Below are 16,026 nucleotides of genomic sequence, written 5' to 3'. Positions count from 1 at the left end.
ATGTATTAGAATAGTGGGGAGGTGAGACTATTATGAATGTAGATGTAGCAAAAGAATGGATTAAAGACGAAAAGAATTTATGGGGAGAAGATTATACGAACATAACTTTTTCTATAAATGATATTATAGATTTCGAAGAAGAAACGGAGATAAAGGATAGATTTTTTGTAAAAAATATTTCAATTCTAGATAAATATATAAGATTGCTAAATGATGCAGACAGTAAACTTCATCAAAAGAAAAAGATTTTATTTTTTGAAGTTAATAAGACAGATAGCACTGAAGCAAGTAAAACAATTAGTGATTTAATGGAATATAAGGACAAATTTAAGGATGTTTTATATAAATTAAAGTACTGTGCTAAATGTAATTGTTTAAAATGCATTAAAAAATGTAGATATAATTCTTGTCTTTGTTGTGATAGAACAGGAAAGGTTACAGAGTGCAACTATGATAAATATAATGTAATAATGTTTAAAAACTTATTAACAGACTTATATAACTCTGATACAAGTTCTTATGATAAAGTGAAAGTTTTATGTGAGGTATGTATACTAGATAAGGAAAAAACTTTTAGAGTAATAGATTCTAATGGGGAATACTTAATATTAAATTATTGTCATGATCCATTAAAGGGAGATTCTTATAGTGCTGTAGATGATAAAGAAGTATTTAATCTTATAGCTAACCTTTATGAAAGAAATGTTCAAAATTTATCTTAAATAGAAAAAGTCACTATGTAGTGAACATAGTGACTTTTTCTATTTTATGATTAGCATTATATGATCATTTAATATAAATGTGTTGTTTTTTATGGCAATTTTCAGTTTACAGTTAGTTAATAAAGTTAACTGATTGACAACAAATGAAGAATATGTAAAAATAAAGGTATATTTAGGCAAAAATGTCGAACGGTTAGGAGTTGAAGGCTATTAAGAAGAAAAAATCCTTATTTGTAATTTTATTAATTATATTTTTAATGTGCAATATAATTATAAGTAATATTAATATAGTTAAAGCAGATGCAAAGGAAAGCGATAAATACTTAAAATTTACAAATTTAACTGTTAAAGAAGGACTATCGCAAGGGTCTGTATATTCAATACTTAAAGATAAAGATGGCTACATGTGGTTTGGAACAAACGATGGATTAAATAGATTTGATGGTTATAACTATACTGTCATAAAGTCTTCAGATAAAGACGTGACTACACTTCATCCAGGGATAATTGGTTCTATAGTTGAAGATAATTATGGGTATTTATGGATTGGAACTAGTTCAGGACTTAGTAGATTAAACAAGAAGACATTAAAAGTTGAACGAATTGATGCTGATGTAAATGATCCTAAAAAAACGTCTAGTAAACATATATGGGATTTATATATAGACAGTAGTGGTAACCTTTGGGTTGGAACAGAAAATGGATTAAATAAATATGATTTTAAAACTGGTGAATTTAAAAAATATTTTAGTGAGGAAAACAATTTAAATACAATAAGCGGTAATTATATAACATCTATTATGGAAGGGAAAAAAGGAGAAATATGGCTTGGAACTAAAGAGGGCGTAAGTATATTAGATGAGAAAACTGATAAAGTAACTAGGGTTTCTAATAAAGTTGATAAAAGTTTACCAAGTGATAATATAATTAAGCTATATAAAGATTCAAAAGATAATATGTGGGTTAGTACACAAGAAAAAGGTGTAGTTAAATATGATTTAAATACAGAAAAAGCAGATCTTTTAAAAAATGTAAATAAACTTTATGGATCTGAAAAGTTTGCAATTAACAGTATGTATGAAGATGAGTATGAGAATGTTTGGCTCGGAAGTAAAGGTGGATTAATTAAGTATTCTTTAGTAAATGGTGAAATAGATAGTTTTCAAAACAAACCATACGATCCAGAAAGTCTTGTAAACAATAGTATACAAAGCGTTTATAGAGATGATGATGGACTTATGTGGATTGGAACATACAGTGGGATAAGTATTGTAGATCCAGGCCAAAAATTTACACATTATAAAAGAGATTTAGGTTCTAAAAATACTTTAAGTAGTAACTCAATAGGCGGAATATATGAAGATGATGAGGGAATACTTTGGATTGGAACAACTAATGATGGATTAAATAAGTTCAATAGAAGTACTGGTGAAATAACACAATTTAAATTTGATCCAAATGAACCAAATAGTATTCCAAGTAATACAATATTCCAAGTTATCGGTGATAAAAAAGGTAATATTTGGGTAGCTACAAAAGAAGGAATAGCTAAAATTAATAAAGAAAATGGTAAGATAAAGGTCTTTAAACATGAAGATGGAAAAAATTCATTGTCAAATAATGATGTAAAAGAATTATTTATAGACAACAAAGGTCTTATGTGGATAGGGACTCGTGAAGGTCTTGAAGTATTCAATATGGAAAAAGAGGAGTTTACTAATTTAAATTACATCTTAACTAAAAATAATATCGAGGAAACATATATAAGAAGAATATTTCAAGATTCAAAAAATAATTATTGGATTGCAACGGGCTGGAATGGTGGATTAATAAAGCTTGATGTAAATAAGAATGAAGTGATCAACTATAAATCAGAAGATAAGGGAAAAACTTCGATAAGCAATAATGCAATTAAAGGCATTAATGAAGATTCAGAAGGTAATATATGGCTTACTACGTCTGTAGGTCTTAATAAATTAGATGTAAAGACTGGTGAGTTTAAAGTTTTTACAGAAGAAGATGGACTAGCTAATAATTATGTATATGGAGTACTTATTGACGAACATGATAATATTTGGGTTAGCACAAATGGAGGATTATCTAAATATGATAAAAAAACTAATAGATTTGAAAACTTTACCTATGTAGATGGAATACAAAGTAATGAATTCAATGGTACATCAGAATATAAAAGTAAAAGTGGAGAAATGTTTTTTGGGGGAGTAAATGGGATAACAGCATTTTATCCAAAAAATATTTATAGAGAAGAAGGGGCTAATCCAAAAGTTACAATAAGTGATTTTAAAGTTTATAATAATAATGATATAAGGCTTAATGGAGATTTAGAATTAAAGCATAATGAAAATACTTTTTCTTTTGAATTCTTTCTTCCGGATTATAGAAAGCTTGGAGATGTTAGTTATGAGTATATGCTTGAGGGGCTTGATGAAAATTGGATTTTCTCAGGGGAAAGAAATTATGTAAATTATACTAATATTAAGCCAGGAAATTATACTTTTAAAGTTAGAAGTAGAAATAGAAATGGTAAAATAAGTGACTCTACAGAAGTTAAAATAAAGGTGAAAAAAGCATGGTATAATTCAACACTTGCATATATTATTTATATAATACTTTTATTGAGTACTGGATACTTTATATTAAATTATGTAAAAATATTAAATGGGTTAGTAAGACAAAGAACTAATGAACTTAATAGAGAATTAGTTGAGAAGGAAGCTATATACAATGAACTTTTGAAACATGAAAAGTTTAGAAATACTTATTTGGTAAATTTATCTCATGAACTTAGAACACCACTTAATGTAATATTATCGAGTGAGCAACTTATAGGTTCATTAAATAAAAATGAGAGTGGAATAGAGAAAAAAGATTTAAGTAAATACATGAGTATAATAAAGAAAAATTCAAAAACATTACTTAAAGTTATTAATGATTTAATTGATAATTCAAGAATACAGGCAGGAGCCTACACTCTTAAAATTGAAGAGACTGATATTGTATATTTAGTTGAAGAAATTACACTATCTATGAAATCTTATATAGAAAGTAATAAGATAGATCTAATAATTGATCCAGAAATAGAAGAAAAATTAATTGAATGTGATAAAACTAATATTGAGAGATGTGTAATAAATTTAGTATCTAATGCAGTTAAGTTTACCAAGGAACATGGTACTATTTTTGTAGGCATAGAGGAACATGGTGATTTTATTGATATCATTGTTAGAGATAGTGGAGTTGGAATTCCAAAAGAGCAACAAGATATTATATTTGATAGATTTGCAAAGCTTGAAGCACAAGTTTCAAGTAAACATTGTAGTAGTGGAATAGGACTTACATTAGTTAAAAATTTAGTTGAGCTTCATAATGGAAAGATATCATTAGTAAGTGAAGTTAACAAAGGAAGTGAGTTTAGAATAACTCTTCCTATAAAACATAATAAAAAAGATTAAAAAAAAGCCTAAAAAGTCTAAAAAAGATTTTTTTAGGCTTTTTTTAATATTATTTATTTTATACAAGTACTTTACATATATATCCAAATTGTTTAATAATATTAGTATAGGTTTTAGTGGGGGTTATCTTATATGTTAAAAGTAAATATGATTTTTTTAGGAGATGAGTTTTTAAAAGGAAAGACTATTATAAATAATGTTATAGGAGAAAATGTTATAAAAGGTTTAGACTATAACAATGAAAAGGTAAAGCTTGAAAAAATAAGGTTTAGAAATGATATAAGTAATATTGAATATTCTATTTATTATAATCTAGCCTTTAATTATGAAAAATTAAACAAGACGTGGGAAGAGTGTAAGCATTTAATTGATAACAACGATGGGGGTCAAAATATTAAGGAGTCCATTAATTGTATATTTGTATGTATTTCTAAATTTGATAAAGCATTAGAAAATAACTATATTAAGGAATTTTGTAGTATAAGAAATGATAGTAATGTACCAGTTGTTGTTATAACTCCAACTTATAAGCGTATAGAAAATGAAAAAAATAGAGTTATAAAGAAAAATCTTAGTAATATACAAAATTTAAAAGTAATTTCTTTTGAAGATTTAAATGATAAGGAAATAAATATAATGCTATATAAATCAATTTGGAGTAGTTATAAAGTAAATATGCCTAAAAAATTTTCTGGTTTTTGCATAAGAAGTATATTTTGTATTATGAACAAATTAAGGATGGAAGCAAAAGATTCAAACTATAATGAAGATGTATGTAAAAGTATTATAAAGAGGACAAAGGGAGAATTTAATAAAGAATTATTCATTGAGTTGAAAAGTTATATAGTAGATATAAATACTATAATTAAAAGGTTTAAACCACTTTATTATAAAAATGGGTATATATTTGATCTAACGTCTAAAAATCTACAAAACGAGACATTACAAAAAGGTGATAACAGTGAAATAGGAAAGCTTATAGATAGTATAAATTTTGAAGAAGAAAAGAATTCATATGGTATTATGGGCGCTATTTTTAAAGCGGGATATGGAGGGATATCTAAAACTCAAAAGATAGAAGAAGAGATTTCTATATTAGAAAATGAGTTTATTATAATCTCGTATAAGCTTAAAAAATATTTAGAAAATAGCTTTTATGAATATGAGAAAAAAATACTATGGAAAAGTTTACAGAAATGATGTAAAATAATAAGAAACTTATGAGATGAGAGGGGTTTTAAAATGGAAAGAGTTAAAGTAAATGAAGAACTTTCAATGTCTAGAATAATACAAGGGTTTTGGAGATTAAGCCACTGGGGATTTAGTAATGAAGATACATTAAAGCTTATAGAAGAATGCATCGAAAGAGGGGTTACTACTTTTGATAATGCAGATATATATATGGCAGAAAGTCTTCAAGGCGATGGAATGAAACTTAAGCCTTCTATAAGAGAAAAGATGGAGATTGTAACTAAGTGTGGAATAAAGCCTGTATGTCCACTTTTTAAAGATAATGATATGCTTCAATATGATTCATCAAAAAAACATATATTAAAATCTGTGGATGACTCATTATTAAGACTTGGAAGTGATTATATAGATTTATTATTAATTCATAGACCAGATTTTATAATGGACCCAGAAGAAATTGCAGAGGCGTTTGATATTTTAAAAAATAATGGAAAGGTAAGAAACTTTGGTGTTTCAAATTTCAAGCCTTCACAATTTGATATGTTAAGTTCATATACTAATGTGCCACTTGTAACAAATCAAATAGAAGTATCGCCCCTACACTTAGATCCATTTATTGATGGAACTTTAGATAATTGCCTTAAAAATAGAGTGCATCCTATGGCGTGGTCACCACTTGCTGGAGGAAGGATCTTTACATCAACTGATGAACAAGCGGTTAGACTTAGAAGAACACTAGAGAGAATTAAAGAAGAAATATCAGCAAATTCAATCGATGAAGTAATATATGCGTGGCTTTTAATGCATCCATCAAAAATAATGCCAATAGTAGGTTCAAGTAAGATTGAAAGACTTGATTCTGCAATAAATGGAATGAATCTTAACTTCACAAAAAGCCATTTTTATGAAATATGGCAAAGCTCACTTGGAAAAAATATAGATTAAAAATAGAACTTGTCTTATTCCTTTGTGGCTATAAGGCAAGTTTTTTATATGTTTAAAAAAAGTTTAAATTAATAACATAAAATAGGTTTAGTATATATAGTATAAATTGATTAACTATATATAAGGAGGTACATACTATGTCTATAAAGGAAAGAACAAAGGAGATTGAAAATAAAATAAGAAATGAGTATAAAAAGTTAGGTAACGAAGAAGAAGGAACTTCAATCGAAGAAATGGAAAAGGCAGTTTCAGATTATTATATTAATAATGGAACACTAAAAGAGGACTTTTATGACTTCATACAAAGAAACTGTTAATTGACATTTTATATCATATTAAATTTATAATTTAAAAAATAATAAAAATTTTCTTTACTATATAACTATATTCTTATATAGTTATATAGTGGAGGTATTAAATATGCAAAGTATAAATTTAACAGAAGGAAACATAACAAAATCATTACTTAAATTATCGCTTCCTATTATAGGAACAAATTTTATACAAACAGCCTATGGGATGATTGATATGATTTGGATTGGAAGGCTTGGAAGTGATTCTGTTGCAGCAATTGGAACAGCAAGCTTTTTTATAAATCTTGCAATGGCACTTTCTACATTGATTGTAATTGGAACTGGAGTTAAAATATCTCATGCAATTGGTGCTGGAAAAAGCAATGATGCAAAAGTGTATATTCATAATGGAATAATATTAAGTATTATATTAGCTATTTTATATATGATATTTATTTTTATTTGTAGAAATGGATTAATAGATTTTTACGATCTTCCAAAAAATGTTTCTGAAATGGCGGTAAATTACTTAGTAATATCAGCAATTGGTATTATATTTATGTACTTAAATTCATTATTAACTACTATATTTAATAGTTATGGTGAAAGTAAGATGCCATTTGTAGCTAATACTATTGGATTTTTCTTTAATATAATTTTAGACCCAATTTTAATATTTGGAATTGGTCCTATAAAACCACTTGGGGTTATTGGAGCTGCAATTGCAACTTTAGTGGCTAGGATAGTAGTATTTTTAATATTTATAAAAACTTCAAACGGAAGATTATCTTTTCTTAAAAGTGGCATAAAATTAAATTATGATAGAAGTATAAGTGTTATAAAAATGGGTTTGCCAATAACAGCCCAAAGAGTAATATTTACTTTAATATCTATTGCTATTGCAAAAATCGTTTCTGATTTTGGTTCAACAGCTATTGCTGTACAGAAAGTTGGGGTTCAGATTGAATCAATATCATATATTACAATTGGTGGACTTCAAGGAGCTATTGCAGCTTTTATGGGACAAAATTTTGGAGCGCATAAAAGAGATAGAATAAAAAAAGGATATTATGAATCATTAAAGCTTACAATATTATTTGGAACCTTTATAACAGTAATATTTTTGATATTTCCAAAGCAGATATTTGGTATATTTTTATCAGAAAGAGATGCATTAGAAATGGGAAGTACTTATATGAGAATACTTGCTTTTTCACAAGTATTTATGTGTATGGAGTTATTAACAGTTGGAGCATTTAATGGAATTGGTAAAACGTATGTTGCACCAATTATAAGTATAGCTTTCACTGCGCTTAGAATACCAATGGCAATATTTTTATCAAATCCTAGCTTATTTGGGTTAAATGGTATATGGATGAGTATAAGTGTAAGTAGTCTGTTCAAGGGTGTAATATTAGTTACATTATTTCTTATAGGACTAAAGAAATTGAATTTTAGAGATAGAAGAGAGGCGGGAATTTAATATGTATAATAAATTATTAAATTTAATATTAGAAAATAATTTTAATAAAAGATTAGTAAAAAGTAATTTTGGTTTAGAAAAAGAAAACTTAAGAGTAGATAGCAAAGGTAAACTTGCATTAACTAAACACCCTAAAATATTTAAGGAAGAAAATCCTTATATTAAAAGGGACTTCTCAGAAAGTCAAGTTGAGATGGTTACACCAGCTTGTAAGTCTATTAATGAAGTTTATGACTTTATGGAAAACTTACATAATATAGTTACAACATCATTAGATGGAGAATATCTTTGGCCACAAAGTAACCCTCCTATAATACCAAATGATAATGAAATTCCTGTAGCAAAGCTTCATAAAAAAGAAGAAGTATTATACAGGGAAGAACTTGTGAAAAAATATGGAGCTAAAAGACAATTAGTAAGTGGAGTTCATTATAATTTTTCATTTGATGAAGAATTACTAAAAGAGTTATATTCACTAGCTCATTTAAATATTAGCTATAAAGATTTTAAAAATGAAATATATTTTAAAATAGGTAGAAATCTTTTAAAATATAAATGGCTATTAATATATTTAACAGGTGCAAGTCCAGTATTTCATAAAAGTTATAAAGGAGCTTGTAAGAAAGCTGTTAAAAAAATAGGGAAAGATGATTATTACTTTAAAGGGGTTAATTCTCTTAGAAATAGTGAATGTGGTTATAAAAATTTAGAAGATTTTTATGTATCATACAATAATGTAAATGAATATGTAAATGATATTAAAAACTTAGTTAATGATAAATGTATACAAGGACCAAGGGAATATTATAGTCCAATAAGGTTTAAAACAAAAGAAGATGGAGATATGCTTGATATTCTTTTAGAACCTGGTGTTAAGTATATAGAAATAAGACTTTTAGATTTAGATCCACTGTGCCCAATTGGAATAAGTAAGGATACATTAAACTTAATATTTATATTTATACTATTTACATTATTTACTGAAGATTATAAGTATACATCAGCATTCCATGATGAATATGTTTTAAATGAAAATAGAGCTATAGAAAATAATGAATTCAATTTAATTAATATAGGCGGAAAAGAAGTTGGACTTAGAGTTAAAGGCCTTGAAGTACTTGAAGAAATGGAACTATTAGCAGATAAGATATTTAAAGGGAATGAAGATATAAAAAGAGCCATTACTATTTCAAAAGAAAGATTTAAAAATTACAAAGATACAATTGCAAGTAAGCTTATGGCTGAAATGAAGAAATCGGATTATATTGATTATTTTATGGATTTAGCAAAAGATTATTTAAAAATTAGTGAAAAGAATGTATTTAAGTTAAAAGGGTATGAGGATTTAGAATTATCAACACAAATACTTATATTAGATGGAATGAAACACGGAATAGAATTTAATGTTTTAGATAGGCGTGACAATTTTATATCCCTTAAGAAAAGTAATCATATAGAGTATGTAAAACAGGCAACAAAAACTTCAAAAGATGCTTACATAACAGCATTAATAATGGAAAATAAGCTTGTTACAAAAATTGTTTTAGAAAAAAATAATATAAGAGTTCCAAAAGGTGGATATTATGAAAATATTGAAGATGCATTAGAAGATTTTTATAAATATAGTGGAAAACAAATAGTTGTTAAACCAAAATCAACTAATTTTGGAATAGGAATAACTATATTTAAGAATGAATTTTCAAAAGAAGAATATAAAAGAGCTGTTGAAATTGGATTTGAAAATGATAATGAAATATTAGTCGAAGAATTTATTCATGGAAAAGAATATAGATTTTTAGTTATAGATGATGAGGTGTGTGGAATACTTCATAGAGTTCCTGCAAATGTAACAGGAGATGGAATTAAAACTATAAGAGAACTTGTAGAAGAAAAAAACGAAAATCCACTAAGAGGAAAAGGCTATAAAACTCCTCTTGAGAAGATATCTTTAGGAGAAGCAGAAGCTATATTTTTAAGAGAGAGCAAAAAAGATTTTGAATATGTTCCATTAAAAGATGAAATAGTGTATTTAAGAGAAAACTCAAATATAAGTACAGGTGGAGATAGTATAGATTTTACAGATGATATTGATGATTCTTACAAAGAAATAGCGATTAAATCAGCAAAGAGTGTAAATGCAAAAATAACAGGTGTTGATATGATGATTAGTAATATAAAAGAAAAGGCTACTGTAGATAACTATGGAATAATAGAAGTTAACTTTAATCCTGCAATACACATTCATTCATATCCATTTAAAGGTATTAACAGAAAAGTATCAGAAAAAGTATTAAAGCTTCTATTTGGCGAGGTTTAATAATATGATTGATAATACTAGTGATGTGCTAAAAGCTTTAGCACATCCTGTAAGAATACAAATTCTAAAGCAATTATATGACGGGCCTATATGCGTGTGCCATATAAATAGAAATATTGATTACTCTCAAGCTAACATATCAAAACATCTTAAAATATTAAAAAGTGCTCATTTAGTAGAATCAACAAAAGAAGGAATGTACCAATATTACAGTCTAAAAGATGATAGAATAAAAGAAATTATACGTTTAGCTGAAGAAGTAGTAAATAATAGCTAAACATACGAAGTAACAAAAGAAAAATTGAAGGAGCAAAATTGAATATATGAAAGTTTTAAATCCATATGATTACAAGGGTGAATTTTATAAGGGGAATCTTCATACACACACTAAAAACAGTCCCTGTGGCCATTATGAATTAGAGGATATAGTTAAAATGTATACATCTTATAAAATGGAGTATGATTTTTTAGCAATAACAGATCATTATGAGTTAACAGATTTAAGTGATTATGAAGATAGAGAGGATATATTATTAATTAAAGGTGTGGAACATAAAAGACATAAACATCAAACTTTAGGCATTAATATATCAGAATATAACGATGATTTAGATGATGACAATAACCATAATGAGTTATTTAAAAAAGTAATAAATCAAGGTGGAATAAATATAATTTGTCACCCTCATATGGGAGAAGAGGACTATTGGACTTATGAGAAATTAATAGAATTAAATGGATACACTGGAATTGAAGTGTTTAATAATAATGTTAGAATGGATTGCAAAGGTCGTGCAGTTGCAACAGATATTTGGGATAAGCTATTAAGCGATGGTAAAAAAGTTTTCGGATTTGCAAATGATGATATGCACATATTCTCAAGAGTTGGAGGAGCTTATAATATGGTTCTTAGCGAAGAGAAGAGTATTGAAAGTATAATTAATGCATTAAGAAGAGGAAGTTTTTATGCGAGCTTTGGAATTAAAGTGAAAAATATATCTTTGAAAAATGGATTTATATCTTTAGAAAACGGAGATGATAGAGTACCTTATGTGAATTTTAAATTTATAGGTAAAGATGGCGTTGTATTAAAAGAGGAAACAGGAAATAAAGGGAGTTATAAAATAAGTGGCAATGAAGGTTATGTAAGGGTTGAAGTATATAGAGAAGATGGTGCTAGAGCGTGGCTACAACCATTTATAATAAAAGAATAATACATAATTATTATAATTGTTTAAAAATATAGAATATTTTGAAAACTATATTGAAATAGTAAATTCTCTATGATATACTATTATTGTAAATTAAATAAAGAGTCTTGGTAGTTTAATATTTTAAGGTTTATTTAAAAACATCTAAAATATTAATTGTCAGAATACTTTATATGTTTTGGAGGAATGAAAAATGGAAGATAAGACTATTGTATGTAAAGATTGTGGAAAAGAATTTGTTTTCACAGTAGGAGAGCAAGAATTCTACAAGGAAAAAGGTTTCGATAATGAACCTCAAAGATGTCCTGATTGTAGAAGAGCTAGAAAACAAAGATTTAACGATAGATAATATTAGTTAATTACAACCATAGAACGGATATGTTCTATGGTTTTTTTTTGCTCGTATTTTATATATGGAACAATGAAATATAATATATAATGATATGGTATAATAAATTACAAAATTATAAGGTGAGGTTTTACAAAGGAAAATGAGTAATTATTTATTTAATAATCATATAAATGTTGCAAGAAATTTTAAAGAAGAAGGAAATACACTTAAGGCGCTAAAGTTTTATAAAAAAGCATATAACATAGAAGGTCACAGAAAAGATATTGAACTTCTTTTAGATATGGCACTTTTATATCATGAGCTAGAACAGATGGACTTAGCAGAAGAAAAGTATAGAGAAGTTTTAGAAATAGATAAAGAGGAAGAAAGAGCATTTTATGGTCTTGGTATTCTTTATGATGACGATGGTTTTTATGATGAAGCAAAAGAGTATTATGAAAAGGCAATTAACCTTAATAATAATTATGATAAAGCATATTTTTTCTTAGCTAATATATACGATGAAGAAGGAAATAAAGAAAAAGCTATACAATTATATAAAAAAGTTTTAGATATAAATCCAAAAGACCTTTGGGCTAATGCTAATATTGCATGTATTATGGAGGAACTATTTAGATTAGATGAAGCTAAATATTATAATAAAAAAGCTTTAGAGATAGATTCAAATCATTTTAGAATATTATTTAATATGGGAGTTATAGAAAAAAGGTTGGGAAATATAGATGAAGCTAAGACTTATTATGAAAAATCAATTAATAGAAATCCAAAGTATTCTTTTAGTCACTTAAACCTTGGGGTTATATATAGAGAAAAGGGAGAATTTAACAAAGCAATAGATGTTATAACAAAAGGAATAGAGGAGAATAATGATGAAGCATTTTTATATTACAATAGAGCATGCTTTTATGCGTTAATTGGAGATAAAGAATTAGCACTTAATGACATAATTAAAGCTACTGAAATGGATGGATTCTTTATAGAGTACATGAAAAAAGATGAGGAACTTGATATAATAAGAGACTTAACATTATATGAAGAGAAATTTTTATAATAAAACTTTTAATATTCCTAATAATAATTATATATTTATTAGGAATAAGGTGAATTACTATGAACATAATAAAAAAAATATTTTATATGATTGCAGGCTCTATTCTTTTAGTTATAGGAATTATAACTTCAGTAATACCATTAATACCAGGGACAGTATTTCTTGGACTATCTGCTATATGTTTTACTAAAGGTTCTAAAAGGTTTAAGAAATATTTAGAAGGAACAAAAATATATAAAAAATATTTAGAAAAATATATGAAAAAGGTAATAGATAATTAGGTCTACAGGAAATATTTACATACATTAAAAAAGTAGATTACTCAATTAGTATATAAGTGTAGTATAATGATATAAGTAATTTAAAACAAGGAAGGAAATAAATATTTATGAAATCATTAGTTTTAGCAGAAAAACCTTCAGTAGGAAGAGAACTTGGAAGAGTTCTAAAGTGTAATAAAAAAGGAAATGGCTTCTTAGAAGGAGATAAATATATAGTAACTTGGGCACTTGGACATTTAGTTACACTAGATGCTCCAGAAGGATATAATCCAGAATGGAAAAAATGGAGTATGGAAACATTACCTATGTTACCTAAACATATGAAACTTACAGTAATTAAAGGTAGTGGTAAGCAATATAAAGCAGTAAAAGATCAGATGACTAGAAAAGATGTTAGTGATATAATCATTGCAACTGATGCTGGAAGAGAGGGAGAACTTGTTGCTAGATGGATAATTGAAAAAGCACATGTTAATAAACCTTTTAAAAGATTATGGATTTCATCTCAAACAGATAAAGCAATAAGAGATGGATTTAATAATTTAAAAGATGGAAGATCTTATGATAATTTATATCATGCAGCAGAATGTAGAGCGGAAGCCGACTGGATTGTTGGTTTAAATGTAACAAGAGCGCTTACATGTAAGCATAATGCACAATTATCTGCAGGAAGAGTTCAATCTCCAACACTTGCAATGATAGTTCAAAGAGAAGAAGATATAAAGAATTTCAAACCAAAAGAATACCATACAATTGATATTAAAACAGATAAGTGTAATTTTACTTGGGTAAACAAAGAAAATAACTCAAGAATGTTTAATAAAGATGTTTCCGATAAAGTTGCATCAAAAATTAAAGGTAAAATTGGAGATATTATTAGCGTTACAGAAAGTAACAAGAAAAAGTACTCTCCAGCATTATATGATTTAACAGAGCTTCAAAGAGATTGTAACAAGATGTTTGGATATTCAGCAAAACAAACATTAAATATAATGCAAAGACTTTATGAAAATCATAAACTTTTAACATATCCAAGAACAGACTCAAGATACTTAACTAAGGATATTGTAGGAACAATAAAAGATAGACTTAAAGCTATTGCAATTGGTGAATATAGAATGCTTGCAAATGAACTATTAAAAGGCGAAATTAGAGGTAACAAAAGTTTCGTTGATGATTCAAAAGTTTCAGATCACCATGCTATAATTCCAACAGAAGAGAGAGGAAATTTAGCTAATTTAAGTTCAGAAGAAAGAAAAGTATATGATTTAGTTGTAAAGAGATTTTTATCAGTTATGCTTCCACCATTTGAATATATTCAAACTACACTAGAAGGTAATGTAAATGGAGAAAGATTTATAGCTAAAGGAAAAGTAGTTAAATCAAAAGGCTTTAAAAAGGTATTTGATAGAGAAGATGATGATAGAGATGAAGATATAAAAGAACAAGAACTTCCAAAGCTTAATAAAGGTGATAAATTCACAGTAAAAGAAGTTATTGAAAAAAGAGGAGAAACAAAGCCACCTGCAAGATTTAATGAAGGAACATTATTATCAGCAATGGAAAACCCTCAAAAATATATTAATGTTGATAAAGATTCAGCAAAGACTTTAGGAGCTACTGGTGGTCTTGGAACTGTAGCAACTAGAGCAGATATTATAGAAAAGTTATTTAATTCATTTGTTATAGAAAAGAAGGGCAAAGATATTGTACCAACTTCAAAAGGAAAACAATTAATGGAACTTGTTCCTAATGAATTAAAATCACCTCTATTAACTGCAAAGTGGGAAGGTGAACTTGATAAAATATCAAAGGGAAAAGAAGATCCAAATATGTTCACAAAGAATATGAGAAATTATGCAACAGCTTTAGTTGAAGCTGTAAAGCAAGAAAATTCAAAATTCCATCATGATAACTTAACAGGAAAAAAATGTCCAGAGTGTGGTAAGTACATGCTTGAAGTTAAAGGTAAAAATGGAACTATGAATGTATGTCAAGATAGAGAATGTGGACATAGAGAAAATGTAGCAAGACTTACAAATGCAAGATGCCCTGAGTGTAAAAAGAAGCTAGAACTTAGAGGCTCAGGAGATGGAAAGATATATGTTTGTCCTGGTACTAATTGTAGCTTTAGAGAAAAGGAATCTCAATTTAAAAAGAGATTTAATAAAAACGATAAAGTAAATAAAAGAGAAACAAATAAAATAATGCAAAAAATGAAAAAGGAAGCTGAAGAGGATATTAATAATCCATTTGCTGCCCTTTTAAAAGATTTTAAATAAAACTTTGGTGACTACTTAGAAAATATTTTTTCAAAGTAGTCATCTTTTGTTATATAGTGCATATAATGAGATAAAACAAATAAAAACTCGTTTAAATAAGAGGGAGTAAACAATAAAACTGAAATTACAGAGAAACTAGTGTGGTGAGAACTAGATATTTTAAGAGATTGTTGAATGGGTCTTATAGAGGATTGTCTGAAATAGTAAGTATTAGAGTAGGACTTTACGGGAAGTCTACCGTTAAAAGGACAGGATATCGATTTATATCTGTATCTTTGATAAAAGTATGCACACAGGTGGTATAACGAAAGAAATAACATTTCGTCCTAGTTTAGGATGAGGTGTTTTATTTTTTTACATACATTTTAAAATGAGTGGCACGAGTCACTTCGTCTCATTTTTAAGGCGGAGTAACTTGTGCCTTT

General features: G+C 27.1%; 13 protein-coding genes. All 13 read left to right on the top strand.

From position 1 onward, the window contains the following. Nucleotides 1-32: 32 nt before the first annotated feature. The 13 genes from RSF37_RS01365 (at nt 33) to RSF37_RS01305 (ending at nt 15,601) form a co-directional block, all read left to right on the top strand. The gene (locus RSF37_RS01365) at nt 33-722 is read left to right on the top strand and encodes a hypothetical protein (protein WP_332562580.1); all 690 of its coding nucleotides are present in this window, start codon (nt 33-35) and stop codon (nt 720-722) included. Nucleotides 723-922: 200 nt separating this feature from the next. Continuing rightward, a complete protein-coding gene (locus tag RSF37_RS01360) occupies nt 923-4,195 on the top strand; it encodes a ligand-binding sensor domain-containing protein (protein ID WP_332562579.1) in 3,273 nt (1,090 codons plus the stop codon). Nucleotides 4,196-4,327: 132 nt separating this feature from the next. Further along, entirely contained in the window at nt 4,328-5,395 is a 1,068-nt protein-coding gene (locus tag RSF37_RS01355) for a hypothetical protein (protein ID WP_332562578.1), read from the top strand. 42 nt (nt 5,396-5,437) lie between these two features. After that, nucleotides 5,438-6,331, top strand: coding sequence for an aldo/keto reductase (locus tag RSF37_RS01350; protein WP_332562577.1), 894 nt, complete (start codon nt 5,438-5,440; stop codon nt 6,329-6,331). Nucleotides 6,332-6,468: 137 nt separating this feature from the next. Next, complete coding sequence (locus RSF37_RS01345; RefSeq protein ID WP_332562576.1) at nt 6,469-6,648, top strand: hypothetical protein; 180 nt, start codon at nt 6,469-6,471, stop codon at nt 6,646-6,648. Nucleotides 6,649-6,751: 103 nt separating this feature from the next. Next, complete coding sequence (locus RSF37_RS01340; RefSeq protein WP_332562575.1) at nt 6,752-8,107, top strand: MATE family efflux transporter; 1,356 nt, start codon at nt 6,752-6,754, stop codon at nt 8,105-8,107. A 1-nt stretch (nt 8,108) separates the two neighbouring features. Then, complete coding sequence (gene gshAB, locus RSF37_RS01335; RefSeq protein WP_332562574.1) at nt 8,109-10,424, top strand: bifunctional glutamate--cysteine ligase GshA/glutathione synthetase GshB; 2,316 nt, start codon at nt 8,109-8,111, stop codon at nt 10,422-10,424. Between the two features lie 4 nt (nt 10,425-10,428). Further along, complete coding sequence (locus RSF37_RS01330; protein ID WP_332562573.1) at nt 10,429-10,701, top strand: ArsR/SmtB family transcription factor; 273 nt, start codon at nt 10,429-10,431, stop codon at nt 10,699-10,701. Between the two features lie 46 nt (nt 10,702-10,747). Further along, nucleotides 10,748-11,638 (top strand): hypothetical protein, encoded by an 891-nt coding sequence (locus RSF37_RS01325; protein ID WP_332562572.1) that lies wholly within the window; start codon nt 10,748-10,750, stop codon nt 11,636-11,638. A gap of 190 nt (nt 11,639-11,828) precedes the next feature. Then, nucleotides 11,829-11,984: a zinc-ribbon domain-containing protein gene (locus RSF37_RS01320; RefSeq protein WP_332562571.1), complete on the top strand. Its 156-nt coding sequence runs from the start codon at nt 11,829-11,831 to the stop codon at nt 11,982-11,984. A 142-nt stretch (nt 11,985-12,126) separates the two neighbouring features. Beyond that, a complete protein-coding gene (locus RSF37_RS01315) occupies nt 12,127-13,038 on the top strand; it encodes a tetratricopeptide repeat protein (protein WP_332562570.1) in 912 nt (303 codons plus the stop codon). A 59-nt stretch (nt 13,039-13,097) separates the two neighbouring features. Then, a complete protein-coding gene (locus RSF37_RS01310) occupies nt 13,098-13,319 on the top strand; it encodes a DUF454 family protein (RefSeq protein ID WP_332562569.1) in 222 nt (73 codons plus the stop codon). Nucleotides 13,320-13,426: 107 nt separating this feature from the next. Further along, a complete protein-coding gene (locus RSF37_RS01305; protein WP_332562568.1) occupies nt 13,427-15,601 on the top strand; it encodes a DNA topoisomerase III in 2,175 nt (724 codons plus the stop codon). The last annotated feature ends 425 nt before the right edge of the window (nt 15,602-16,026 follow it).

Source organism: Clostridium sp. (assembly GCF_036643715.1).
GTDB lineage: Bacteria > Bacillota > Clostridia > Clostridiales > Clostridiaceae > Clostridium.
This window is presented reverse-complemented; position numbering and strand designations above follow the sequence as displayed.

What these genes read in the sequence shown, in the direction of transcription:
- RSF37_RS01310 (WP_332562569.1), top strand. Translation starts at nt 13,098, where the DNA reads ATGAACATAATAAAAAAAATATTTTATATGATTGCAGGCTCTATTCTT.
- RSF37_RS01355 (WP_332562578.1), top strand. Translation starts at nt 4,328, where the DNA reads ATGTTAAAAGTAAATATGATTTTTTTAGGAGATGAGTTTTTAAAAGGA.
- RSF37_RS01350 (WP_332562577.1), top strand. Translation starts at nt 5,438, where the DNA reads ATGGAAAGAGTTAAAGTAAATGAAGAACTTTCAATGTCTAGAATAATA.
- gshAB (WP_332562574.1), top strand. Translation starts at nt 8,109, where the DNA reads ATGTATAATAAATTATTAAATTTAATATTAGAAAATAATTTTAATAAA.
- RSF37_RS01365 (WP_332562580.1), top strand. Translation starts at nt 33, where the DNA reads ATGAATGTAGATGTAGCAAAAGAATGGATTAAAGACGAAAAGAATTTA.
- RSF37_RS01315 (WP_332562570.1), top strand. Translation starts at nt 12,127, where the DNA reads ATGAGTAATTATTTATTTAATAATCATATAAATGTTGCAAGAAATTTT.
- RSF37_RS01330 (WP_332562573.1), top strand. Translation starts at nt 10,429, where the DNA reads ATGATTGATAATACTAGTGATGTGCTAAAAGCTTTAGCACATCCTGTA.
- RSF37_RS01320 (WP_332562571.1), top strand. Translation starts at nt 11,829, where the DNA reads ATGGAAGATAAGACTATTGTATGTAAAGATTGTGGAAAAGAATTTGTT.
- RSF37_RS01305 (WP_332562568.1), top strand. Translation starts at nt 13,427, where the DNA reads ATGAAATCATTAGTTTTAGCAGAAAAACCTTCAGTAGGAAGAGAACTT.
- RSF37_RS01325 (WP_332562572.1), top strand. Translation starts at nt 10,748, where the DNA reads ATGAAAGTTTTAAATCCATATGATTACAAGGGTGAATTTTATAAGGGG.
- RSF37_RS01345 (WP_332562576.1), top strand. Translation starts at nt 6,469, where the DNA reads ATGTCTATAAAGGAAAGAACAAAGGAGATTGAAAATAAAATAAGAAAT.
- RSF37_RS01340 (WP_332562575.1), top strand. Translation starts at nt 6,752, where the DNA reads ATGCAAAGTATAAATTTAACAGAAGGAAACATAACAAAATCATTACTT.